General features: G+C 42.1%; 17 protein-coding genes. 1 reads left to right on the top strand and 16 read right to left on the bottom strand.

Annotated elements, in window-relative coordinates; genetic code table 11:
- Positions 1 to 85 precede the first annotated feature (85 nt).
- Positions 86 to 1,330 carry a D-alanyl-D-alanine carboxypeptidase family protein gene (locus tag WMO28_RS10360; protein ID WP_349056931.1) on the top strand — a complete coding sequence of 415 codons (1,245 nt, stop codon included), beginning with the start codon at positions 86 to 88 and terminating at the stop codon, positions 1,328 to 1,330.
- A gap of 97 nt (positions 1,331 to 1,427) precedes the next feature.
- Here the strand turns inward: WMO28_RS10360 and WMO28_RS10355 are convergent, their stop codons facing one another.
- From WMO28_RS10355 to WMO28_RS10280, 16 genes are all read right to left on the bottom strand, one after another.
- Positions 1,428 to 3,908, bottom strand: a complete 2,481-nt coding sequence (locus WMO28_RS10355) for a YfhO family protein (RefSeq protein WP_349056930.1) — start codon at positions 3,906 to 3,908, stop codon at positions 1,428 to 1,430.
- Position 3,909: 1 nt separating this feature from the next.
- Positions 3,910 to 6,345, bottom strand: a complete 2,436-nt coding sequence (locus WMO28_RS10350; protein ID WP_349056929.1) for a glycosyltransferase family 2 protein — start codon at positions 6,343 to 6,345, stop codon at positions 3,910 to 3,912.
- A 1-nt stretch (position 6,346) separates the two neighbouring features.
- A complete protein-coding gene (locus WMO28_RS10345) occupies positions 6,347 to 8,854 on the bottom strand; it encodes a glycosyltransferase family 2 protein (RefSeq protein ID WP_349056928.1) in 2,508 nt (835 codons plus the stop codon).
- Positions 8,855 to 8,880: 26 nt separating this feature from the next.
- Positions 8,881 to 11,070: a class I SAM-dependent methyltransferase gene (locus WMO28_RS10340; protein ID WP_349056927.1), complete on the bottom strand. Its 2,190-nt coding sequence runs from the start codon at positions 11,068 to 11,070 to the stop codon at positions 8,881 to 8,883.
- Between the two features lie 2 nt (positions 11,071 to 11,072).
- Positions 11,073 to 12,338 carry an ABC transporter ATP-binding protein gene (locus WMO28_RS10335; RefSeq protein ID WP_349056926.1) on the bottom strand — a complete coding sequence of 422 codons (1,266 nt, stop codon included), beginning with the start codon at positions 12,336 to 12,338 and terminating at the stop codon, positions 11,073 to 11,075.
- Between the two features lie 23 nt (positions 12,339 to 12,361).
- Entirely contained in the window at positions 12,362 to 13,174 is an 813-nt protein-coding gene (locus WMO28_RS10330) for an ABC transporter permease (protein ID WP_178643462.1), read from the bottom strand.
- Positions 13,175 to 13,191: 17 nt separating this feature from the next.
- Positions 13,192 to 13,746, bottom strand: coding sequence for a dTDP-4-dehydrorhamnose 3,5-epimerase (gene rfbC, locus WMO28_RS10325; RefSeq protein ID WP_178643460.1), 555 nt, complete (start codon positions 13,744 to 13,746; stop codon positions 13,192 to 13,194).
- Between the two features lie 43 nt (positions 13,747 to 13,789).
- Entirely contained in the window at positions 13,790 to 15,094 is a 1,305-nt protein-coding gene (locus tag WMO28_RS10320) for a D-alanyl-D-alanine carboxypeptidase family protein (RefSeq protein WP_349056925.1), read from the bottom strand.
- Between the two features lie 26 nt (positions 15,095 to 15,120).
- Positions 15,121 to 16,251, bottom strand: a complete 1,131-nt coding sequence (rffA, locus tag WMO28_RS10315) for a dTDP-4-amino-4,6-dideoxygalactose transaminase (protein ID WP_178643456.1) — start codon at positions 16,249 to 16,251, stop codon at positions 15,121 to 15,123.
- Positions 16,244 to 17,194 (bottom strand): glycosyltransferase family 2 protein, encoded by a 951-nt coding sequence (locus WMO28_RS10310; protein ID WP_349056924.1) that lies wholly within the window; start codon positions 17,192 to 17,194, stop codon positions 16,244 to 16,246. Before WMO28_RS10310 ends, rffA begins: the two co-directional genes overlap by 8 nt.
- Before the next feature lie 31 nt (positions 17,195 to 17,225).
- Positions 17,226 to 17,570 carry an SMR family transporter gene (locus WMO28_RS10305; RefSeq protein ID WP_178643452.1) on the bottom strand — a complete coding sequence of 115 codons (345 nt, stop codon included), beginning with the start codon at positions 17,568 to 17,570 and terminating at the stop codon, positions 17,226 to 17,228.
- The gene (locus WMO28_RS10300; RefSeq protein WP_178643451.1) at positions 17,567 to 17,953 is read right to left on the bottom strand and encodes a DMT family transporter; all 387 of its coding nucleotides are present in this window, start codon (positions 17,951 to 17,953) and stop codon (positions 17,567 to 17,569) included. The genes WMO28_RS10305 and WMO28_RS10300 overlap by 4 nt, the downstream gene beginning before the upstream one ends.
- Positions 17,954 to 17,968: 15 nt before the next feature.
- Entirely contained in the window at positions 17,969 to 19,156 is a 1,188-nt protein-coding gene (locus tag WMO28_RS10295) for an ATP-grasp domain-containing protein (protein WP_349056923.1), read from the bottom strand.
- Positions 19,153 to 21,261: a pyridoxal-phosphate dependent enzyme gene (locus WMO28_RS10290; RefSeq protein ID WP_349056921.1), complete on the bottom strand. Its 2,109-nt coding sequence runs from the start codon at positions 21,259 to 21,261 to the stop codon at positions 19,153 to 19,155. The genes WMO28_RS10295 and WMO28_RS10290 overlap by 4 nt, the downstream gene beginning before the upstream one ends.
- On the bottom strand, positions 21,258 to 22,793 hold the full coding sequence (locus tag WMO28_RS10285; RefSeq protein WP_178643445.1) for a GH25 family lysozyme: 1,536 nt from the start codon (positions 22,791 to 22,793) through the stop codon (positions 21,258 to 21,260). The genes WMO28_RS10290 and WMO28_RS10285 overlap by 4 nt, the downstream gene beginning before the upstream one ends.
- A gap of 162 nt (positions 22,794 to 22,955) precedes the next feature.
- Positions 22,956 to 25,784, bottom strand: coding sequence for a L,D-transpeptidase family protein (locus WMO28_RS10280; protein WP_349056920.1), 2,829 nt, complete (start codon positions 25,782 to 25,784; stop codon positions 22,956 to 22,958).
- Positions 25,785 to 25,800: the final 16 nt, after the last annotated feature.

Here is a 25,800-nt window from a genome sequence, read left to right as displayed (position 1 = left end):
ATGTGCTATACTGTGAATAAATATGTCATTTATTACTATTCACTTTAACTTCAATTTTACATAAAAAAACAGGAGTACCACGATCATGAAAAAATCAAGATTAACTGCAGCCGTTCTGGCATTTGGAATCTCGACTTCTATGATATTCCAGACACCGGTGTACGCTGCAGAAGAAACCACTGCCGTCACTTCCGGCATTACCACGAATTCTATCAGTGGCTGGCCACAGGGACCCGAGATTACATCTGCATCTGCTGCGGTCATGGAAGATACTTCCAATACTTTTCTCTATGCAAAAGATATGGACCAGGCACTTTCTCCTGCCGGTGCTGTCAAGATCATGACCTGCCTTCTGGCTCTTGAGAGCAGCCAGCTCACCGATCAGGTCACTATGACAGAAACCGGTGTATCCGGTGTTACAGATGGCGGTGCCCACATTTCATCACAGCTGGGCGAAGTTTTTACCATGGAGCAATGTCTTTATGCTATTATGCTGGCCTCTGCCAATGACATCGCGCTCCAGATTGCTGAACAGATCAGTGGTTCTGTAGATGCTTTTGTAGAAAAAATGAACGCCCGTGCCCAGGAACTCGGATGCACCAACACGGTATTTACCAATCCAACCGGCCTTCCTGACGATAATCAGCACACTACAGCGCATGATCTGGCTCTGATCATGAAGGCTGCTATCAATACCGACGGTTTTCGCACCATTGCAGGCGCAACCTCCTATACGATTCCTGCTACCAACGTTTCCGGTGGAGCCCGCAATCTTACCAGCAGCTTCCCCATGACAAATACAACTTCTGCTTCTTATTACAGTGGCTGTATCGGTGGTCGCGAAAGTACTACCACAGCTTCCGGAAGTGTTCTTGTGACAGCAGCTGAGCGCAACAATACAACTCTGATCTGCGTTGTTATGAATGGTGCGACCGGACAGACTGCCACTGAAGCCGTTTCTCTTCTGGATTACGGATTCAACAATTTCCAGCTTCTGGATCTGAACCAGGAAGATTTCCACATTCTTTCCGGTGGTCAGGTAATGGTTCCTTCCGGTGCAACTGCTGCTGATCTTGCCACAGAAGACAGTGTATCTGACGGGCAGATCAATCGTACTTATACTTTTGGCGGTACGCAGGTAGGTACTGCTGTAATTGAGGACACCTCCGATACCTCCGCTTCAGATGCTCAGGAAAATGATGAAAACATGGAAGAAGCCAAAGCTTTTTCACAGTCTGCCTCTTCTGTCCCCTATTTCCTGATCGGTGGCGCAGGTCTTCTTATTCTTGTATTTCTTCTGTGGAAAATGATCCGGATCATTAAATCCTGACATTAAAATAACGCCCTTTTTCATATAAAAAGAGAACATGCTTTCTGAGATTCGAATTCCATCTCTGAAGCTGTTCTCTTTTTATTTCACAATTTTTTTACCTTTTGAAAATCAATTTCTTTTTTCTTCTTTTATTATTAAATATCAGAATTCCCAGATATACAAACCAGCACACTCCTCCTGCCAGCATGCCGGATCTTAACCCCGGAACATGATAGGTAAGCTCTATCTGATGTTCACCCTTGTCCACTTTAAATGCAAGGAAACCAATATCTCCTTTCACTGCTTCTGTTTCTTTGCCATCAACAGTGATCTCCCATCCTTTTTCATAAGGTATCATACATAAAACATATCCATCTGTTCCTGCCGTCACATTTCCGGTCACATAAGAATCTTTTTCCGGTATTTTCAATGTAACGCTGGAATTCTGCTGTTCTTCTGATATCTCCGGCAACTGGCTTACATCGGAAATATCTTTCCCGTCTTCTACAGCTATAACGTTCTTAAGAAGTATCTCTCTGTTTTTTTCTCTTACTTCTTTCCGGCAAAGCTTCTTCAGACTTTTCTCTGAAATGGCATTCTCATAAAACCATGCCGTATTACCTTCCTGTTTATTCCGGTAGAGATACACCGAACCGAATTGCTTTATAAACTCATATTTACTGTCATCAAGTTTTCCATCTTTTGAAAGAAGATAACGGACGCCCATAAAAGATCCAAATACATTATCGTCCGCAATCTGCCAGAATGTATAACGATTGCGGTCCAGATAGCAGAATTCCGGATAACAGGTATTTACAAATTCTTTTACATTTCCATTCATAACCGAATTATATGTACTGATTCCCCGATAATTCTGTGCCAGAGAATCCATGGAAACCGTTCCTGATGAATAGTTTTTTTCTACTCTGTAAAATTCCGGATCATTCTCTCTCAGATAAGCCAGGGCATCCTGCACTTCCTGACTGTACAGTTCTCCATAATAATTCTGAGGTCTGTCAAAAACTGCTGCCGCCTTTGTTTCAGAATCTTCAGATTTTAATTCTTCTTCAAATTTTTTTGTCTGCTCCGCAGCCTGCTCTGCAGATGTATCCGTTTTTTTCAGACAGATCCTGTCTGTATATGTAATTCCGGCCTCTGAAACCACATTCACAGCCAGCACACAGATCAGACATCCGGTTACTACATTACGTACCGCACGTTTCCGGCATAAATCAAGAACCAGAATGCCAAGTGTCATAAAGCTTCCGGTTACTGCAAGAATCACTGCATTTTCTCTGTATTCATGAAAAACACTTACTTCATATCCTCTTTTGTAGGCATAGAGCATCAGCACTTCAGTAATAATCAGGCCGGTAATACTGATTTTTCCTCCTGTCTGAAGATGATCCCACATCCATGCAAATATCACAAGTTCAAAAACAATCAGAAGATATGTGTAACGATTCGTCGGTGGCATTGTAAACGAATTAAATACAATTCCTCCAAGCGGAAACGCTGTAATTACTGCAACCATTGCAACAGCCCCGTAGACTGTCCGTTTTACTCTTTTCTTTTCATCACTTTTCCAGAATACGAGCAAAAACTGAAGCAGAAAAATCACAGCCAGCGTTGAACAGAATAATACCGGTGCCTCATAATAGTTCGCATAGCCCTCATACCGGGAATCTCCCAGCGTCTGCAGATTCTGAAGATTTGTAGAAAACGAGCGCATCACAAACGATTTATAATACATGATATTTTTATATGGAAGAAAACATTTTTTCAGAAAATCAGCAATTCCGTTAAAAGAGGGCTCCACTCTGGATGAATTCATAAGCGTTTCCGCCATAGGCAGAAAAATCCCAAGACTCATCCCGATTCCAAGGATTATCTGCCCGCATCCGCAGAAAAATTTCTTAATTCCGCTTCTGAAATTCTCTGCTTCCATTAATAATCTGAATATCAGATAAAATCCCGCACAGATCAGTGTCATATAAGTGAAATAGACACTGTAGATTCCGCTCAGAAATACAGCTACAGGAAAAAAAGCTCTGCCTTTTTCTCCCCGGATAAACTTTTCTTCAAAAAGAAGAATCAGAGGAAGATAGATTACTGCCATTCCAAACTGGTAATGCTGCCCCCATACAAGCAGAAACCCATTCAGACCATAGGCAAATGACGCAACAAATTTTGCCTGTCTGCTGTAAGCAAACTCAGAAATAAACCAGTAAAACACCCAGCCGGCCAGCAAAATTTTCATCATCTGCAGTATAACCAGATAATACAGCATATGTGCAGGTCCTGTCACCACACCGATCAGACAAATCAGTATCATAAACGGATCTGCCTGCAGAAAAGCAAACAGATTTATACCGATTCCGTTATTAAAATCCCACAGCGAAAAAGTTCCCGTTCGAATGTGATTGACAATATCTGCATAATACATTGTGTACTGCTGCCAGGTGTCACCACCGACATCATCAAAAACCATTACCATATCACCGAAAATATACTGTCGGAAAATAAAAAGGCAGCTGAAAAATAAAGCTGCCAGAAGCAGTAGCCTTGTTCTGGATTCTTTTGTTATGAATTTCATTTCATCTGCCCTCCTGTATCTGCTTAAGATAGCAGAACTGGCTTTTTAATGTAAGATTCGGATTATAGTAAGGATCTCCTTTTTTCAATATATCCGGCCATTTTTTTTCAAACAGGGCAATTTCTTTATTAAAACGTGCGATCTTTTCAGGTGTATCTTCCATTCCTCTGGATTTTGACTCATAGTGGTACAGTTCAGCATAAGGAGTAAATACTACCTTATCACCGTTATTTCGTATTTTCATGCAAAGATCAATGTCATTAAATGCAACCTTGAATTTTTCATCAAAACCTCCCGCCTCTATAAATGCAGAAGTTTTTACCATCATGCATGCTCCTGTAACTGCACTGATATCCTGTACACTGATCATCCGGCCCATATAGCCGATATCATACCTTGGTGCCCTGCACATAACATGGCCTGCAATTCCTCCAAGCCCGATTACAACGCCAGCATGCTGAATCGTATCATCTGGGTAATACAGCTTCGCACCTACAATTCCGATTCCCTTCTGCTGACAAAGCTGAAGCATTTCTTCCATCCAGGAATCTGTAATGATCTCCACATCATTATTCAGAAACAGTACATACTCTCCCTCTGCATGTTTTACTGCAAAGTTATTAATAGCTGCATAATTGAATTCTTTTTCCCATGTGAGGACTCTGACATTTGGGTATTTACGGGAAAGTTCTTCGTAATAAGCAAATGTTTCAGCTTTTTCGCTGTTATTCTCAGCAATAATGATCTCATAATTCTTCCAGGTGGATTTCTCTTCAATAGATGAAATACATAATTCAAGATCCTGTATATGATCTTTATTTGGAATGATTATCGAAATCAACGGTTCGCCTGTAACAGCCACCCGGCTTCTGTACCATCCCGGATGCTCTGTCAGCTCCACATCTGCCTTTATTCCCACTCTCTGATAATGTGATTCTATTGCACGTTTTCCGGCTTCAAAAGCATATCTCTTGCTCTCCGGATTCTCTGCCGTCGAATCCATATGGCATCTCCAGTGATAGAGAATTTTCGGAATATGAACAATTTCTTCTTCCTTTACCCTCTCCGTACACCTGAATATAAAATCATAATCCTGTGCGCCGTCAAATTCCCGGCGTAACATACCGACCTGACGGATTACTTCGCTGGAAGCTACGAAAAGATGACAGATATAATTCACTGTGCAGAGTAACTGTGGATTGAAATCTGATTTAAAGTTTGGTTCAAAAAATCTGCGTCCATCCATGGACATTTTATCTTCATCTGAATACAGAATTTTTGTTTCCGGTCTTTCATTCAAAATTTTCACACACTCAAACAAAGCATGAGGCGCCAATTCATCATCATGGTCAGCAAATGCGATAAAATCTCCTGTAGCTATTTCAATGGCACTGTTGGTATTTTCTGATATCTGTAATGCATGTTCATGGGAAACAATCCGGATTCTTTTATTCCCTGCCGACAGTTCCTGCAACAGACTCTTTATCGGAGAATCACTCCCGCTTCCGTCTGACAGACACAGCTCCCAGTTTTCATACGTCTGTTTCTGCACGGAATCTACCAGTTTTCTTAAATACTTCTCCGGTGTTTTATACAGTGGAACAACAATTGATATCTTTGGATTATATGAGAATTTCGTTTTTCTCTGCTGTTCCAGTTCTCTTTTATCCGGCATATGATATCTGCGCCATTTCTGATAAGACATATCTTCTGCTGCTGTCCTTTTTAGTTTGGACACCAGTTTTCTCATAAGCGCCCTGTTTCCCTGGTTTTTCCAGTAATAATATCCTTTTTCCGCATATTTTTCTATTTTTGAAGCTATAATTCTGGATTTCTTTAATGAAATCTTTTTAACGGATTTTTTGTTTCCGGCCTGAAACAGCACATACAGGCAGTTTCCTGTCATTCCTGCAAGCTCCATATAAAATCCGGTTTCTCCCGGATTTTCCACTTCGCTGTAAAGCTGAGTAACATCGATTCTGTCTGTTCTTTTTATTTCCGCATTTACGGGTTTCTTTTTTTCATCGTAAACCCGGATCATTACCGGACGGTCCGCAATCGTCCAGCCTTTCAGCCGGACATTTCCCTGTTGAATTTTTTCTTCTTCAAAGTATACCTGAGGTTTGTCTCTCTTCTTCTCCAGTGCTTTTACGGAAATGGAAAACCATACATTTTTTTTCCCATTTGCTTCTGTATAAATCACCAGCTTCCGAAAATCTGATATATCATCGGGTATCAAAACAACCGCTGTAATTTGGGAAATCTTTTTCTCTTCCTCATATTCTTTTTCTGAACATGTCACAGTTATCGGCAGTTTTTTATCATCCAGATAAGCATGCAATCCGTCAGCTTCCTTTAAATATCCCTGCACAATATACTGTTTTCTGTCCAGAAGATGAAATCTTTCGCTTTGAACTCCAAGTATTTTTTCGGACATGTTACTCCTCATTTCTTTCTTCCATTTTTTGCAGGGAACAGTCTCCTGCTTTCAGAGTCAGATTCGGACTGTAATAGGGATCTCCTGCCAGAAGTTCTTTTTTCCATTTATCCTTGAAACAGTTTACTTCCCTGTTGAAACGTGCTATCTTCTCGGGAGTGTCTTCCATCCCTCTGGATTTTGACTCATAATGATACAGTTCAGCATAGGGGGTAAACACGATCTTTTCGCCCATACTTCGCACCTGCATGCACAGATCAATATCATTAAATGCCACTTTAAGCTTTTCATCAAATCCGCCGGTTCTTCGGAATACAGAAGTTTTTACCATCATACATGCTGCTGTAACAGCACTGATCTCCTGCACACTGATCAGACGTCCCATATATCCGATTTCCTGTGCCGGAGCTTTACACATAACATGACCTGCAATTCCTCCAAGTCCGATCACAACCCCTGCATGCTGAATCGTATCATCCGGATAATACAGCTTCGCGCCCACAATTCCCACGCCCTGCTGCTGACAGATCTGAAGCATTTCTTCCATCCAGGACGGTGTGATAATCTCCACATCATTATTTAAAAACAACAGATATTCTCCCTGGGATTCTCTCACCGCGAAATTGTTGATAGCTGAATAATTAAATTCTTTTTTCCAGGTAATTACCCTTACATTCTCATATCTTCGCTGAAGTTCTTCATAATATGCAAAAGTTTTTTTATCTTCACTGTTGTTTTCAACTACAAGGATCTCGTAATTCTTCCATGTGGATTTTTCTTCAATGGAACTTATACACAGATCAAGATCATCAATATGATCTTTGTTCGGAATAATAATGGAAATTAAAGGTTCGCCGGCAATCGCTATCCTGCTTCGGTACCATCCCGGATGTCTTGTCATTTCTACTTCTGCCCGGATTCCCATTCTGTGATAATGATCTTCGATCGCCTTTTTTCCTGCTTCAAAAGCATATCTTTTGCTTTCCGGATTTGCAGCTGTAGAATTCATGTGGCTCCTCCAGTGATACAGAACCCTTGGTATATGCACGATCTTTTCTGCCTGCTCACAGCATCTGAGAATCAGATCAAAATCCTGCGCCCCGTCATATTCTTTTCGAAAAGCTCCAACCTGTTCCAGTAAGCTCTTTTTAAAAGCAAAAATATGGCAGATATAGTTATTTTCCCGAAGACGGAACAGATTGAAATCCGGCTTGAAATTTGGCTCAAAATAATGTTTTCCATCCATACTGATTTTATCTTCGTCCGTATAAACGACATCTGCATTTTTTTCGGTGAAAGCTTTCGCGATATGAAACAGCGCATCCGGAGCAAGTATATCATCATGATCACAAAGCATAATATATTCACCGGAAGCCATTTCTATTGCCGCATTTGTATTCTCTGAAATTCCTTTGTTTTCTTTGAGTTTTCTGTATACGATCCGTTTTTCTTCTCTGTATTTTTTCTCAAGAAAATCTTTGATTGCATCATCTTCGCTTCCGTCAGCAAGACAGAGCTGCCAGTTTTCATATGACTGGACACTAACGGAATCCAGCAGTTCTTTCAGATATTCCTGTGGGGTATTATACATGGGAATCACAATACTGATCAGAGGCATTTCGGAAAATACTGTTTCTCTCTGTTTTTTCAGTTCTTTTTTGTCAGCTGAATGAGTCTTCAGCCATATTTCATAGTTCTGAGAAAGTCTTTCCGGCTGATATGTCCCAATATAACGGATAAAGTTTTTCAGTCCGTTTTTCCTGATGTAAGACAGATTTTTTCTTCCGTTACGCAGTCTCAGAAGCTTCATTCTCTGATATATAACGGAATCTTTTTTTCTCAGATCAGAAATATTGACCTTATATTTTTTTAACACTGTTCTGCCACTGAAACAGATAAAAATATTCCTGACTGATAATTTATTCAGATCTGCTCTGACAGTAAAGCCTATTTCAGAGTCTCCCTGTATCCGGATTCCCTTATTATCTTCCACGTCAGGTCTCCGACCTCTTGTGACTGTACATTTCAGAGGTCGTCCGGCCTGATCCTCAACTGCAACTTCTGCATTATTCGTCTCATCCAGAACCCAGCCTTCAACCAGAAGTTCATTATTTTCCATGATCTGTGCCCGGTCAATGCAATATTCCAGAAGACTTTCCATGCAGAAATTTTTTAATTTATCAGCATCTGCATTCCAAAGAACAACCTTACTGTCTCCCATTTTCAGAAACAGTCCGATCTTTTTATACTGTTTTGCCAGATTCAGAATTTCCGGTATTTTCAGAATAAATCCTGCTGCTTTTATTTCACCGAATCTGCTCAGATTTTTTGATACATCTGGTCTGGAAACATATTCCGGTTCCAGTTGAAAAAGTTCTTTTCCATCTCCTGTTAAAACAAAAGTCCCTCTTCCTTTTTGGGTATCGCCAACCCATCCTGTCAGGATCAGGGTATGAGAATTCATACTGTCATATTTCTGATTTTCCAATTTTCTGAATATTTTTGTCATGGTCACAGCCCTCTTGTGATTCAGCTTTATATTTTTTTGAGTTTACAGTATGCCCGCCATAATATACTTTTTCTCATAAGCTCTTCTTTTTTCTCTCTTTTCTCCATCTCTTCTGCTGACTGAAAAAGCTTTTGCTCTCTCTTTTTATATTTTTCCCAGAATTTCTGACCTGCTTCTCTTTCACTTACAAATTCCAACTGAATCTCCAGTTTCCCGGAGCCTGCAGGAATTTCAGCAATAACAAACTGAGGATCCCCTCCGCCGAAATAATATACCTCTCCGCCAATGCTGCTGCCATTTGTATAAAATTTTGCGGGAGTACCATCTTCCCAGTTCATCCTGTTTATATGAATGCCCGTTCTCAGTTCGCCCGGATCGAGGCGTAATCTCCGCGTATGTTCCGGAAAAGATATCCCTGCACTGATTCTTTTGTTTTTTACAGGATATTTTTTGGAATTTTCTTCTGTAAAATCGCTGCCTGTATCCCAGAAAACCTGCAACATCTGAGCTTCTTCGAACTTTTTTTCCTCATAGAACTGTACTGCATCTGCCTTACCCGGAGAAATTTTTGGGTAGAGGCTCAGCATCGAATTATGATTTCCCAGCATGTATTTCTGGAAATTCTTTTCCATATTTTGATAAATGCGGCATTCATTTTCTGTAAGTCCTGCTTTCCGGTAAAACTCACGCCCCTTCAGACCTTCTCTTTTTCCATCACTTTCCAGATAATAATGAATCATGCGATACACCAGAAAATTCGAAGGAATCGGGAAAAAGAACGTCCATTCATAATCAATCACCGTGGTTTCCTCTCTATCCAGGATTACATTAGACGGAACAAAATCAATATTGGAAAACGGCGCACTTTTCAGATTTTCCGGCAGTTTTGCATCTCCAAACACCTCCACAAACTCTGCCGTCTTATGAAATATTTCCTTTTCATGAATCTCTCTGATTTTCTCAATATAAGAAAAAAGTAATTCTTCTGCCTCATCTTCTTTTCCGTTTTTAAGAAGTGTATCCAGTTTTTCTTCCAGCGTGATTCCTGTAAGATATTCAAACTCTGCTGTGTCCTTCTTTACCTGACAACGGTTTACACAGATCCCGGCCTGTTCATAAAGTCTTCCCAGCTCCTGATAGATTCTATCCAGATTGCATACATGTTTCCCAGCTTCCTTTGTCTCCGGAACTTTTTTTACAATACGCTCATTATTTCCGGAAACGATTTCTGTCCGGATGGCAAAATCCCTGTCTCTTTCATTGGAAAACTTGGTAAATATCGTCTCCACATCCGGCTTCTCTCTGCCGATCATAAGAAGAAAAGAATTGGCAAATTCCGGATACAGATCATTATCAAGAAGTGTATCATAAACCGGCGATTCCTGGAACAGCTGCAGACGGAAACGGTCGAAATTATATTCTGTCCGGTTCAGTTCTCCTTTTTTTGGAAGATATTCCTCGGAATATACAGTCATTGGAAATTTATAGTCCGGAAACGGATAATACCAGGACGCCTTAAGATTGCCAGCTTCTTTCAGTATCTGCTCAAATTCCTTTCTGGTAAAGGTTTTGACCCCCTTTGTTCTGGGATATCCTTCCAGCCCCTCAAACAATGTACCAAAGTGATCCTCTGTACAGCCTGCCCAGTACTTCAGCCCCAGACGGTTCTCAATGGCAAGAATGATCTTTCCGTCCGGTTTCAGATGTCTGGAAATAATTTTCAGAAAATCCACATAAGGATCATCACTCTGAATGTAGGCTTCTCCATACTCAAATACACCGATCAGCGTAATGTAATCGTATTTCTCTGTAAGATTTTTCTCTATTTCCTGGAAATTTCCCACAAGAATCTTAAGATTTTCCTGGTCTCTGTGTCTGTATGCGTTGATACGGCTTCTTTTCATGGAAAGATCGATACTTGTTACTTCACCTGCTTTCCGGCAGAGTGCACCGGTAACTGCACCACAACCTGCACCAACTTCCAGAACCTTCTCATCACCTTTAAACGGAACCCAGCTTAAAATGTTCTCCCGGATATGAGAAAAATGATACAGAATCGGCCAGCTTTCCCTTTCGGCAATCACACGATTAAACTCTTCTGGCATATAGTTCTGGGCAATAGAGAGCATTTCATCCTCAATAGCCCCATCGCTGTATAAATCCTCTCCCGGATAATAAGTGGTATCCAGAAATACCTTTCCAATTTTTTCTCCCATATTTAATCCTCGCACTGTATTTCTACTCTGGAATTCATATCAAAAAAGCCCACGGTGTTTTTTGCGGAAACTACTGTAATATTACATGCATCATACAGTCTGTGAAACACAGTAAAGTCTCCGTCTTTATAGCCCGTGCATCCAAAGGAAAGCAGATATTCTCCTCCCTGAAGATTCATCTCCTGTGTAAAGGTTACTGTACATACGTCATTCTTATCGGACCTTTCAACATGTATCTTTTCAAACATAGTATTGGTTCCTGTAATTTCAGTTCCCTTGATATTCTTAAAGGTGTAGGCCATAATAGGTTCCTGAATTGTTTCATTGAAGCGTACTTTCATACGGATTTTAAAACTGCTGCCCTTCTCAATGGTATTGGAGCGCATCCCTTTATCGTCAAGCACATCAAAATCTGTGATCTCAGCCATTCGGTTTCCGTATTCCAGCATATTGGGATTGGACTGAAAATTCCCCTTTTTTCTGTCATCAGAGGATTTTTCTGCATTTTCTTCCTGCTGCTTCACCGGATTCTGCCCTACAAGAAGCTGTTTATAAAGATCCACCATCTGCTTCGGAGAACCCTCATCCAGCTTTCTTCCTTTATTTAGCAGAATAACACGGTCACAGTATTTGGAAACACTGCTCAGATCATGGCTTACAAACAGAATTGTTTTGCCCTGTTTCTTAAATTCCTCAAATTTGTGATAGCATTTTGACTGAAAAAATACGTCTCCTACAGACAGTGCTTCATCAACTACAAGAATCTCCGGATCAATATTGATCGCAACTGCAAAAGCCAGACGCACGAACATACCACTGGAATATGTTTTTACAGGCTGGTGAATAAAATCTCCAATATCTGCAAATTCCAGGATATCATCAAGTCTGGCATCAATTTCTTCCTTTGAAAATCCGATCATGGTTCCATTAAGATACACATTTTCAAGACCGGAGTATTCCATATTAAATCCGGCCCCCAACTCCAGCAGAGCAGAGATACGTCCGTTGACCTTCACTTCTCCCTCTGTAGGAGTCAGCACGCCGGTAATGATCTTCAAAATCGTGGATTTACCAGAACCATTGGTTCCGATAATTCCCACACATTCTCCCTCATGAATGTCAAAATTAACATCATGAAGTGCATAATGCTCACGATAGAGTTTTTTTTTCGTAAGTCCAAGCGCATCCTTCAACCTGTCAGAAGGCTTGTCATAGAGCTTGTACATCTTGGTGAGATGATTCACCTGAATTGCATTTTTATTTTCCACGTTTTTTCTTTCCTCCACATTCTCTACAGTACATCTGCAAAATGAATGCGCAGACGCTTAAATACCCAGCCGCCAAACAGGAAGCACACAATCGTAAATCCCCAGAAATATGCAGTCCATCCTGTATGCTCAAAAAACCAGGATTTCATAATAAAGGTATCTCTGTATCCGGAAACCACATAATATAAAGGATTCAGTTTCAGAACCTTCTGAAGTATCTCATGCCCCTGAAGAGACTCTTCTGCGATCCACATGATCGGTGTAAGCCAGATTCCAACCTGCAGTGCAATATTAATAATCTGTGTCAGATCCCTGAAAAACACAACAACAGCACTTGTTGCATAGCTTAAACCCAGGACAAGAACAAACACACAGAAGCTGTAATAAATCAGCTGAAAATAATACACATCCGGAAACTTCCCGTAAGCCGCATACAGAACAATCGTAAACAGCACAAAAAATGCATGCACAAAAAATGCGGAAATAATCTTCACTACAGGAAGCACACTGATATTAAATACCACTTTTTTTACCAGATAATTATATTCCAGCATGGAATTAGTTCCTCCATTCAGTGCATCCTGAAAGAAAAACCACGGCACAATACCTGCTACCAGATACAGAACAAAGGGCACTCCAAGATTTCCGGTACCGGAACGAAATCCCACTGAAAAAACAAACCAATACACAAGAATCGTAACTACCGGCTGAATAAAAGCCCAGATGATGCCCAGATAGGAACCCGCATATCTCGTTTTGAAATCATTTTTAGCCAGCTTAAAGATCAGCCTTCTGTTTTTATAAATGTCTGTTGGCAAAGAAAAAATCGTTTTCAAATCTCTTTCTCTCCTAATTATTTACGGTACTCCTTAAAGCTTCCCCATTTTGTATCTTTGTCAGAAAAGCTTAATTCCATTCCCTCCGGAATCGGCCACTCTACTCCGATGTCCGGGTCATTCCAGATCAGACCACCCTCATCATTTGGATGATAGAAATCAGAGCATTTGTAAACAAACTCTGCATGCTCGGAAAGTACCAGGAAACCATGTGCGAATCCCTTCGGGATAAAGAACTGTTTTTTATTCTCAGCAGACAGAACAACGCCAAACCATTTTCCATAAGTTTTGGAGCCTTCGCGAAGATCAACTGCAACATCAAATACTTCTCCGCTTACCACACGTACAAGCTTGTCCTGTGGAAAGTTGATCTGGAAATGAAGGCCACGAAGAACACCTTTGTGAGAGCTGGACTGATTATCCTGTACAAACTCCACATCAATTCCCGCTTCCCTGAAATCATTGTAATTATAGGTTTCCATAAAATATCCTCTTGCATCACCAAATACAGTTGGCTCTACAACCTTAAGTCCCTCAATATCTCCACACTGTGTAACTTTGATTTTTCCCATTTTTTTATTCTCCTTTTCTTATAAACTGTGAGGTAATAATATATTATTTTCTTCTGTGTTTTCTCTCTTTTCTTCCAAGAGCCGTCAAAAGACCAATCAACACAAGGATCATTCCTGCCATGATCATAAGAAGAATTTTTCGCATAGTCGGAATCCCTTTTGGGGAGCTGTTTTCTTCCTTGCTGTTCTGTGTGCTCCCGTTGTCCGAATCAGAAGAAGCTTCTGATGTTTCCGGAGTGTCTGTCTCTTCTGCCACCTGTGCATCCTCTGTCGGTTCCGGTGTGGGCGTAGCTGTCGCCTGTGGTTCTATCCCGCTTCCTACCTGATGATCACCTACATAATATGCGATTTCCGTTTCTCCATTAACATTCTCGGACTTCGTAGTAAGTGAATTTATGTCCATTCCTTTGGGCAGGATCACATTTCCACCATTTACTGCAGTTTTCGTGAAATTCTGAAATCCATAATCAAAAAGTGCTTTTGAATCCATACAACAGGTGGAAAGCTCCATTCCATGCATAACAACTGCGATATATGTTGTATCATTCTGCGTGACAGCTGTAATCAGTGTATGCGCTGCCAGATTGGTAAATCCGGTTTTGCCACCGATACTTCCCTGATAATAGATATTACTCTCCGGCGCAAGCATTGGATGATGCGTATGCATCGTACGTTTTTCAGCTGTCATATTCGTAGGCGCAATCGTATAATCTATATCACCGATCACTGTACGGAAATCCTGGTTTTTCAACCCCTCTCTGAAGATCAGAGCCATATCCCTTGCAGAAGAATAATGATTCTCATCCGGAAGTCCGCTGGAATTGACAAAATGCGTATTCGTGCAGCCGATCTCGGCAGCACGCTGATTCATCATATCAATAAAATTCTGCTCCGTTCCACCAACATGTTCAGCAATCTGTGCCGCCACATCATTGGCAGATTTTATAATCAGTGCATGCAGGCAGTCCTGCATGGTCATCACTTCTCCTACCTTCGAATTAATGTTGCTGGAATCCGCGGTTACATTACGCACACCTGTCTCAGTAAAAGTCACCTGATCGTCCATAGAAGAATTTTCCACTGCTACCAGAAGTGTCATGATTTTTGTAATACTGGCAGGATATCGCTGCTGATCTGCACCCTTGTCAAAAAGCACAGTTCCTGTGTCTGCATCCATGAGGACGCCTGTGTCACTGGCAATATCTGCTGCCTGTGGCCATCCTGCGATCTTATTGGTACTGACCTCATACTTTGCATTAAGATCTACAGCCGCAAAAGCCTGTACCGGCAACAGCAGCGTTATTGTCAAAGCTGTAAAAAATGTAAATATTTTCTGTATTCTTTTCATAATACTCTCTTCCCCTTCTCCCTTTATCAGAAGTCATCAAAGGAAACGATCGCATCCACAACTTTTTTTGCATCCTCCATATCCAGATTGTAAAACATAGGAAGACGCATCAGCCGCTCGCTTTCTTTTGTGGTATAAACATCCTCTCCGGAAAATCTTCCGAATTTTTTACCGGCCGGTGCAGAGTGAAGCGGTACATAATGAAATACACAGCCAATCTCTTTCTGGCGAAGATACCTGATCAGTCTTGTCCTTACATCCATATCATGTACCTTTATATAGTACATATGTGCATTATGTTCACATTCTTCCGGAACATAAGGCTGCTCGATCTTACCTTCCTCTGCCAGGAACGCAAGGTTACGGTTATAGAAATTATAGATCTCCATCCGCTTGTCACTTATTTTCTGGTGCTCCTCCAGCTGTGCATAGAGATACGCTGCGTTCAGCTCACTTGGAAGATAGGATGAACCATAGTCCATCCAGCGGTATTTATCCACCTGTCCCCGGAAAAACTTGCTGCGGTCTGTGCCTTTTTCCCGGAGGATCTCTGCTTTTTCCTGATAGGCATCGTCGTTAAAAAGTACCGCACCGCCTTCTCCCATGGTATAATTCTTCGTCTCGTGAAAGCTGTAGCATCCGAAATCCCCGATGGTTCCAAGGGCACGTCCCTTATAATAAGCATCCACCCCCTGGGCAGCGTCCTCCACTACCTTCAGATTATGCTTTCTGGCAATATCCATGATCGTGTCCATCTCACAGGCAACACCTGCATAATGAACCGGCACGATCACCTTTGTCCTGTCTGTGATTGCCTGTTCGATCAGTTTCTCATCGATATTCATGGTATCCGGACGGATATCCACAAATACGATCTTTGCTCCTCGCAGTACAAAGGCATCCGCAGTGGATACAAATGTATAGGATGGCATAATCACTTCGTCGCCCGGCTGAATGTCCGTCAGAAACGCAGCCATCTCCAACGCATGGGTACACGAAGTTGTAAGCATTACATGTCCGACATGAAAACGTTCCTCCATCCAGCGAGAACACTTTTTTGTATATTCGCCATCTCCACAGAGCATTCCTCTGTGTATGGCATCCTCTATATACGAAAGCTCCTTCCCCACAAATGCGGGTCTGTTAAAATCAATCATATGTTACCTCTTTATCTTTCGTTTCGATATTTCTGGTATCCCGTACAACATACTGCGGTGTCCGGTTGATATTCAGGATCAGCTTACCGATATATTCTCCGATGATTCCCAGCATCAGAAAACAGATGCCAAAAAATACCAGCATAGCGCACATCAGAGATGACCATCCAATCGCAATTGCCGGGTCAAGCAGTTTCCGGATCAGAACAATGATCGCTCCGATAAAGCCCGCAGCGGAAAATACCGTTCCAAAAATAGTAGCTGCCCGTAGTGGAATCACAGTAAAATTCAGGCAGGACATAAAAAGCTTCAGCCCTTTCCTGAAATTATAATTGGAAGTTCCCACCTCTCTTGCAAAATGCTCCACCTCGATATTGGCGATATTGTGCGTAGTACGGAAAAACAATACCTGCAGAAAAATATTATAGCCGTCGTATTTCACAACCTCATCGCGCACATATTTGCGGCAGCACCAGAAGCTGCTCATCTGGATATCCTTCGGACGGTCCAGAAGATGCCACAGAAGATACCGGCTTATGGCTCCCGTAATATTCTTCATCACAGAAAATTTTCGCTCTTTAAATACTCCGAATACGATATCGTATCCCTCTTCCATCTTAGCCAGAAACTGCGGGATCTGTGACGGATGATTCTGCATGTCGTCATCCATACCCACGATCAGTTCACCCTCTGCCTGGGACATTGCCGCCATGATCGCGTTATGCTGACCGAAATTCTTGGCGAGATTAATACCTTTTACATTGGAATGTTTATCAGCAAGTGCTTCTATGGCCTTCCAGGTTCCATCCCTGGAATAATCATTGACCAGCACAAATTCACATTCATAGTTATCAAGTTTCTTAAATTCCTCAATGGCAAGCTCTACTACCTCGCCAATGGTATGCTCAGAATTGTAACATGGTATAACGATTGATACCAGCATTTCTCTTTCTCCTTAAAACAGGGCGCTCCGCCTACAGGGAAAAAATAATGATTCCCACAAGGATCAGTGCGATTCCTGCCATTTTTCTTCTGTTCAGTCTTTCCTTCAGAAAAATATATCCCATCACAGCCACAAAAATATATCCTGTTGATTCCAGGATCGGCTGCATGGAAAGCGGAACCTTCTTCAGAGCCAGCATGGTCAGTATCACAGAACAGAAAAACATTCCGTATGAAAAAATGACCAGTGGATTTAAGTATTCCCTGAGATGATTCTCATATGTTCTGTCTGCTGCTTTCTTCAAAAGTATCTGGGATACCGAAGAAATAAACACAGAAACAAGAAGCAGACATATGGCTCCTGTCAGTGTACTCATACGCGCTCCCCTCCGTTTTCTTCTCCGTCACTGCCTGTTACCAGATAGATCCCCGCAAAAATAATGCAGGCTCCCAGAAGCATGTTCCAGGTGATCCGCTCATCAAAGATCAGCTTTCCCCAGATGATTCCCCAGATCAGTGTGACCGGCTTGTTGGCATAGGCCACAGTCAGAGGCATCCTCTTTAAGATCTGCTGCCAGATAATGGCATAGCCGAACATAATCACAAATACCAGTCCGAACCAGAAGATGAACTGTAATGAAAAAATATTGTCCGTATATCTGGATGCCATTTTTGAGCAGACACCGCTCAGTGAGCTGCACAGAAGACTGATGTGCAGCAGCAGAAAAAGACCTTTTTTTATATTTCCATGGTTACTCATGTTATTCTCTCACAATCATGATATAAATTCAATGTTTATTTTCGACAAAACCTTTGCCAGATTCTGCTGGCAATCATCCAGATTTTTCCCCTTAAGGATCACCTGGCCGATACGGTCACGACCGTTTTCGTACTTCCGGATCTCCTCTCCTGGCTCCACATTAAACGAAAGATCCACGATATTTTCTGTTATTTCGTTGTCATTATGGATCTGTTTCAGGATTCCTGTCCTGTCTGAGGTCAGGATATGGGAAAGATTGGCTGTGCGTGGAGAGCTTTTTTCAAAAAGAGCCTCAGCTTCCATATCTAGGGCCAGCCGCACGATTGCTTCATAATAGTCGATTCCATAGTAAATACCCGTTGTCTCAGGCAGACAGGTTCCTCCTGCGCGTCCGGTGATCTCGATCACATAGATTTTTCCATCTTTCTCCATCAGGTCACAGTTGATCGGGCAGTTGTCCATTCCAAGTGCCTGAATCGCAAGCTTCAGCTGATGTTCCACTTCTGCTCCCAGCGTATCCTGCTTCCGGTACGGCACGGAATGGCCGATTGGTGTGGGAACATGGCTCTGATAATTCTCGATATTGTTCGGCAGGCAAAACAGAAGCTTACCGTTCGAGATCATGGCTTCACAGCCCAGCATCTGCCCCTGGATAAATTTCTCAACCAAACAGTAATCTTTTCCCGTGGCATCCATGGTATCCTGATAGTGAGAAAGTGCCTCCTCGCGGTTCTCGCAGCGGAAAAGCCCTCTGCTTCCCATCAGATCCACAGCCTTTAAGATCACCGGAAATTCCAGCTGGTCCAATGCGCTCTCAAGTTCTTCCCGGCTCTGGATACGGATATGCTTCGCACACCGCACACCGCCTTTTACAAAGGCTTCCTTCATATAATACTTGTCACTGCAGAGAAAACCGGCCTGTTCGGATAAGCCCTTAAGTCCCATATGCTCACATACATATCCTATGGAGCGTATCCCTGCGTCCAGACAGCAGGTTGTGATTCCGTCAATGTTATGCTCCCGGGCTGCTTTCAGTACAGCTTCCGGATCGGAAATATCCGTGTAAGAGTATTCATCTGCGATCGCAAAACACGGCCAGTCTCCCGGTGTGCTCACAGCAACGGTTGAAACTCCAAGTTTTTTCGCCATTTTATAAAGTGGAAGCTGTGAATAACTTGCCCCCAGGATCATCAGTTTTTTCATGCCCGTTCATCCTCCAGAAAATCAAAAAATAACGGCAGACCACCTGTGTGCAGAAAAAGAATATTTTTTCCCTGGATATTTTTTTCCTGAAGATATTTCATCATGCCATAAAAAGCCTTTCCCGTGTAGGTCATGTCCAGATACACACCATCGGTCTCATAAACTTTCCTGATCATCGTAGCTACAGGCTCTGACCAGGCTCCGTATCCGCCTTCCATATAGGAATCCGTAAATTCGATCTCCTTTTCCCAGTCCTCCGGAAAATCCATGGAAAAACGTTCTGCATACTCACGCAGGTTGTTCTCTATTACTTCTTTTCCGCGGCTCGCATTTCTGGAAACGGAAATTCCCACGATCTTACAGTCCTCTTTGTTCTGGAGCTTTCCTGCCATCAGTCCTGACTGCGTTGCATTGGTGCTTGACGCCAGAAAAATGTAGTCCAGGTTTGTACCGGAAGCTTTTTCCCAGGATAAGATCTCCTCGTAGGCTTCCTCATAGGCCTTCATCGGCGGCCATTCATTTCCCTGTCCGTACTCATTTCCATAAATATAATACGGGCGGAAGCCTTTTTCCGTAAGCTCTGCCATTGCTTTTCGTACGGCTGCTGCAATATTCTTCTTTTCACAGGGAATTTCGTGAACATTCATTCTGCGGATAATCCGGCTGTTTCCGGTTTCCTTCGTCTCTTTAACATCCTCTGTATTGTGGACCATGTAGCACGGAATGGAAAGCTCGTTGCAGAGACTTGCCAGGATCCGACATAAATTGGAATGATAATTCCCATAGATCACCATGCTGTCATAGCCTTCCGCCTGCATGTTTTCCACATACTTGCGGGCAAAACGCACCTTGTTTCCACCAAAAGAGAATGGCAACAGGTCATCTCTCTTCATATAAAAAGTATTTCGCCCATCATGGATACGCAGCTTCTGCACCGGTGTCTCAAACAGCTGGATCGGATTTTCCAGTGGTCCTCTGTGCAGGATATGATTCATCTCCTCCATTGTTTCTGTCTGAAGGATATAAAATCCCGGTCTGCTTCCGCTGTCTGTGATCTGACAATGTTCTACATCGCCTTCCAGAACCGTCTTACGGACAGTCTCCGGATAATTGGCCTCTATCCAGTGAAATTTTTCAAGATCCTGTCGGTTCATAATAAAATGCACCGCTGACACATGCTGCTCTGCGTTCTGCTTTATTTGGGGCGGATTTCCAGTTGCCACATCCACTACCATTCCCACAAAATCCTGCTCTGTTGAAAGCGGCACCAGATCCGACCCGATACAGTCGCCTCCCATACGGGAACCGATCTCAATGATCCGGACATTTCCGTTTTCATCGATCCTAAGCTCGCTGTGTCCGGCTCCATTCTCAACCTTTAAAGCAGTCAGTGCCGCAAATACGGTTTCTTTTACCTTATCCTGAAGCTCGCCGGAAAGGGGGGCAGGTTCCAGGTGTCCCACTTCTATATAATGCGGCTCTCCTGTGGTATATTTTTTTGTGATAGCAAGAAGTGTGTGCTCTCCCTGATAGCTGATGGTTTCCACACTGTACTCTGCCCCACTTATATATTCTTCCACAATGGCCTTTTTTTCAAAAGACTGAGCGATTGCCTGCTGAATAGCTGTTTCCAGTTCTTCCGATGATTCCACTTTTGTGATTGCACGGCTTCCGGAACGGTCTGTTGGCTTTACAATCACCGGATAGGAAGGCGGTATCACCTTCTCATCTTTTCCCACAGCTGTAAAAAACGGAACTTGAAGTCCCGCTTTCTGAAATGCATTTCGCATGGCAAACTTATTGGTCGAATTAATGATACATTCATGACTGTTTCCCGGAAGTCCCAGTCTTTCTGCCAGGTATTGTACTGTGATATTAGCAAGATCTGATCCGATCGTTGTCACTGCATCTGGCTGAATTTTCTGACAGATACTTAAGATTTTCTCTTTTTCCGTGATGCTGATTTCATAAAATCTGTCTGCATCCGCGGCACCTGTTGCACCTTCCCGCCAGGCAAAAACATGGGTTTCATAACCCATGTTTTTTGCTTTGCGGATCAACGGCCTCTGAAAATCATTCGCACCGATGATTACGATTTTTTTCATTTTTCATCCTTTTTCTGTGTTGGTCGCACATATCTTCCGTCTTTATCAAAAGTATAAGTTCTTCCATTCATTTTAACTGTACAATTTTTATACATAATTCCTGTAGTCTTGTCAAAACAACATGTTTTTCCATTTCTTGTCAGCCAGGATCTGTGCATTTTTCCATTTCCCGTGAAATAATATGTATTACTTTTACCGTTTTCCTTCCATGTATAGAATACGCTTTTAGCCATGGTTCCATTATTTTCAAAATAATACACATCACCATTGCTGTTTTTGTATTTGGTATTTTTCATCATGTAGGCTTTTTCAGTGTGGAAGTAGTAATAATTGCCACCAACTTTTTTCATGCCTTTTAATGCATGTCCATTTTTGTCAAAATAATATTTTTTACCATTTACGGTAATCCATTTATTCTTGACAAGAACTCCGTTTTTATCCACATATCGAACTATTTTTTTTGAGTCTGTAATCAGCTTATTTTTATACATGCCCTGAGTTTTATGAACATAATATTTTTTTCCGTTTACTTCCACCCAGCCTGTCTTCTTTGAACCATTAAGATAATAGAATTTTTTTCCGTTTTCTGTAAACCATCCAATTCTTCTATTAGCAGTATCCGGTTTTGTCGATGCCTTATAAGTACTAACCGCTGACCATCTTGGTGTAATAATCTTTGTATAATCCACATATCCGAAATCAACATCTACAGTAGAATAGCTTGGAATTCCCGCAACAAGCCCCTTGGTAGAATTCAGATATCCGCCGCCATCTCCATCTGTAGACTGCCATATTGTATATTTATAGTTTTTCATAGACGGTGCCATAATTCTGTCGCCATAGCGTGCAAGCCATACATCATAGCCTGTAAGCTTGCTCCAGTCAATCTTATTATCATACCAGTCTGTATTACAATAAATCATTGGATAGTATCCGGCCTTTTTAACTTCATTACAAAAAGCCTTGGCCAGATTCGCAATCTGTGAAGAAGATAAACTGCGCATTCTGCTATATTCAATATCATAAACAACCGGATAGGAAACCTTATAGCCATCCATTTTTCTGATTGCAAGCTGCGCCTCTTTCAGAGCCTGCTGTGTCGTCGTTGCAAGACTATACACATATGTTCCGGCCGGTACTCCTGCTTTTTCTGCCTGTTTCATATTATAATCATATTTTTCATCGATCCTGTTCAGGCCATATGAAATACGTATAAAAGCAAAATCTATATTTGACTTTTTCACTTTAGCCCAGTTAATGGTATCCTGCCATTCCGAAACATCAATTCCACGTGTGATAGCTCCTTCCAGCTTCTGTCCGCTTCCGTTATAGCAAATCCCATTGATCTTTTTCCACGCTCTGGAGCTGGAACTCTGTGTTGCCTTTCCAAGAGGAACTTTTTCTTCCTGTGCAACAGCCTCACTTCGGTCTACTCCGCCGCCTCCCATCGCCATCGCTGTAGTCCCTATTGTTCCAATCCCCAGCAATACTGCCATGCAACCAGCAGCAAGCCACTTCTTCCAATCTCTCATTTCGTATTCCTTCCCTGTAAATTTTTGTCTATTTTTTCATATTTTTCATTATACAGACCGGCAAATAGAAAGTAAAGCCATATATACAGAAAAAGGCCGGTGCCAGCTATCATATAGCCGGACACCGGTCTGCCTTTTACTTTATGCTACTGCCCAAAAATATTATACTGCCGGATCTGTTGGGTCAAAATTCTGTGATCCACGCAATGGTGTAATTGGCTTACGGCCTAATGGACCCTTAAAGGCTTCATTATTGCTGTATTTGCCGCTGCTGTAGATATGAATTGTTGAACCATCGCATCTTTCATATACCCATTTTGCATCTGCAACACAAACACGAATACATCCATGAGATGCCGGATTTCCAAGCTTCATATATTCCCCGGCCGGAAGGTTATAAACGCTCCGTGTTCCACCTGCTACAGAATGGATAAAAATTCCTCCCTGTCCACAGCCATCAACATGAGTTCCATACTGTCCCCAGGATGGTCCCATTAAAGGCTGCCATCTCAGGCTACGACTAAGTCCGTATGTACCATCCCATGTAGGTGTACCGGAAAGTCCGACGGAAACACGAATTGTCTTAACCGGAATTTTTTTGCTGTAGTCTGTGTATACTGTCATAACACCATTCGTCTTGTCAACTTCAAGATAATATGGTCCGCCATAAATAGAACTTACATCATTGCGACGATATCCATTTCTGTCAAAATAATACAGCTTACCATCAATCCATCGACTTGTACTTGTCAGATATTTATCACCACTGTCCGGATCAATATATCTTACTTTATTATTATAGTCACTGACAACTACCCATCCTGTTGAGAAACGTCCCTGGCTGTCCAGACGTCCGCTGACTTTGCCATGCTTTATGGACTTGTTGGTCACAACTTTATAGTTACTCAGATAATACCAGTATTTTCCGACTTTCTGCCAGCCATTTTTTCTCAGAATACCTGCCTTGTTTGCATAGTACCAATTGTTTTTATAACGAATCAGTGTATTTTTGTACAGCCATCCTCTGTGACTATTGGAATTGGATGTTGCAAAAAAGTAATATTTATTATTGATCTTTGTAATGCCGCTGGCCAGTTTACCTGTTTTTGTGAAATAATAGCTCTTCTTTGAGCTGCCAACGGTAATCATCTGATTTTTATAGTTATTACCGCTATTGTTAAAATAAAACCATCCGTAAAACTGTCCCTTGCCGTTTACAACCCTCTGCCAGCCTTTTTTCTCAACAACTCTTCCCGCTACACTTCCGAAATAGTAGTAGTGTCCGGATGCTCCCGGGCAGCTGTGCCAGAGATTCTTCCATGTGGCTCTTCTTCCTGCACTTCCGAAATAATACCTGTATCCTTTATATTTCACAAGTTTTTCTTTAATAATATGTCCCTTGGAATCTGTAATATAATAAGCATTATTCTGTGCCTTGGCCATAGTATTCTTAAGCACATAACCATTCGCATTAAGCATAAATGTATTGGTTTTTGACATTACCTTGGATACATAAACCCCGTGCTTCATAACCTGGCCAATTGTAGATGACTTGGGGCTGCAGTAAATAAAACGTTTCTGTCCTTTACTGTTTTTGTAATACATCCAGCCACTGTAGAAGAGTTTTCCTGGAATATCTTCCTTACTCTGGGCTGGCTGGAAATAGTACTCAAATGTTTCAGAACCTGCTTTAAGTTTCTTAATTCCGGTATACGGTTTGCCATTTCCATCCAGTGTATAATAATCACTGCCAATCTTCTGAAGCTTACCGGAAATCTTCAGTGCTGCCACAGAGGTAAAGTTTCCATTTGCATTATAATAACGGAACATAGTTCCTGTCCACAGCCAGTACTTCTTCTTCTGCTGTCCCAGGTTGGATGTCCACGGTGTAATCGCTTTTCCCTGACTGTCTGAATATAAAGTTGCCTTACTTTTCTCAACGAAATACCATTCTACTTTCTGTGTTCCGGTATATCCGGCTGTTCCCGGCTCACGGCTCATTCTTCCTGTTACCAGGTAGCCGTCTTCATTAAAAAGATAATATCCGGTATGTCCATTGGTTTTAATCTTAAGGAGTCCATCCTGTGCCGTAAAGTAACTGTCTTCAACAGTTGCAGCTGTTGCAGCTGCTTCAGCCGGAGCGCTCTCTTCTGCCGGTACTGCATCTCCGTTATCCAGGGTCATTTCTTCTACATCATCCGTAGTTTCCCCTGCTTCTTCTGTTGTATTTTCGGAATCTTCTGTTACAACAGCCTGCTGTTCTGTATCTTCTGACAAAGTATCCACATCTTCTGATTCTGCAGTATTTCCAGATGTCTTTCCTTCCGGTACCATATCATCAGATACTTTCTTTTTGCGAAGTCTGTAAAGACCATCACCCTCATTTACCCAGTCACTGGTCTTTGCTTCAACAACACCATTTACGACAGATGCGCCTGTCGCAGATGCAATATCTGCATTTCCTTTATCTACTGTCTTTTTATCAGACGCAATCTTCAGTTTCTCAGCATCAGCAGCCGGTGTTACCGTAACCTGTGGCGCTTTTGTCGCTTCAGGTATTTTCGTTGTTTCCGGTGTCTCTGTGTTCTCAGGGGTCTCTGTTACTTCCGGGGTAACTGTGGTCTCCGGTTCCTCCGGTACTTCCGGAGCTTCTGTTACTTCCGGGGTAACTGTAATCTCCGGTGTCTCTGTGTTCTCAGGGGTCTCTGTTACTTCCGGGGCCTCCGTAATTTCCGGTTGCTCTGGTTCCTCTGGCGCTTCTGTTATTTCCGGTGTAACTGTCACCTCAGTGTCATCTTCAGCCACATCGTTCCCATCCATCTGAGACTGCTGTTCATTTTCTGTCGTTTCATCGCTGAAACTATCTGCTCCCAGATCTGATTCAGCTGCTACCTGTACATCCGGAGTGCTTAAAGCTGTCGCTCCTGCCTCCAGTGTGCCACCCATACATAATGTAAGGCTGAGTAGCATTGCCACAACTCTTCTCTTCACAATAATCCCTCCTGCT

It is taken from the genome of Blautia aquisgranensis, from assembly GCF_040096615.1.
Lineage (GTDB): Bacteria > Bacillota > Clostridia > Lachnospirales > Lachnospiraceae > Blautia_A > Blautia_A aquisgranensis.
The sequence above is the reverse complement of the archived record's forward strand: the minus strand, read 5'-3'. Positions and strand labels throughout refer to the sequence as shown.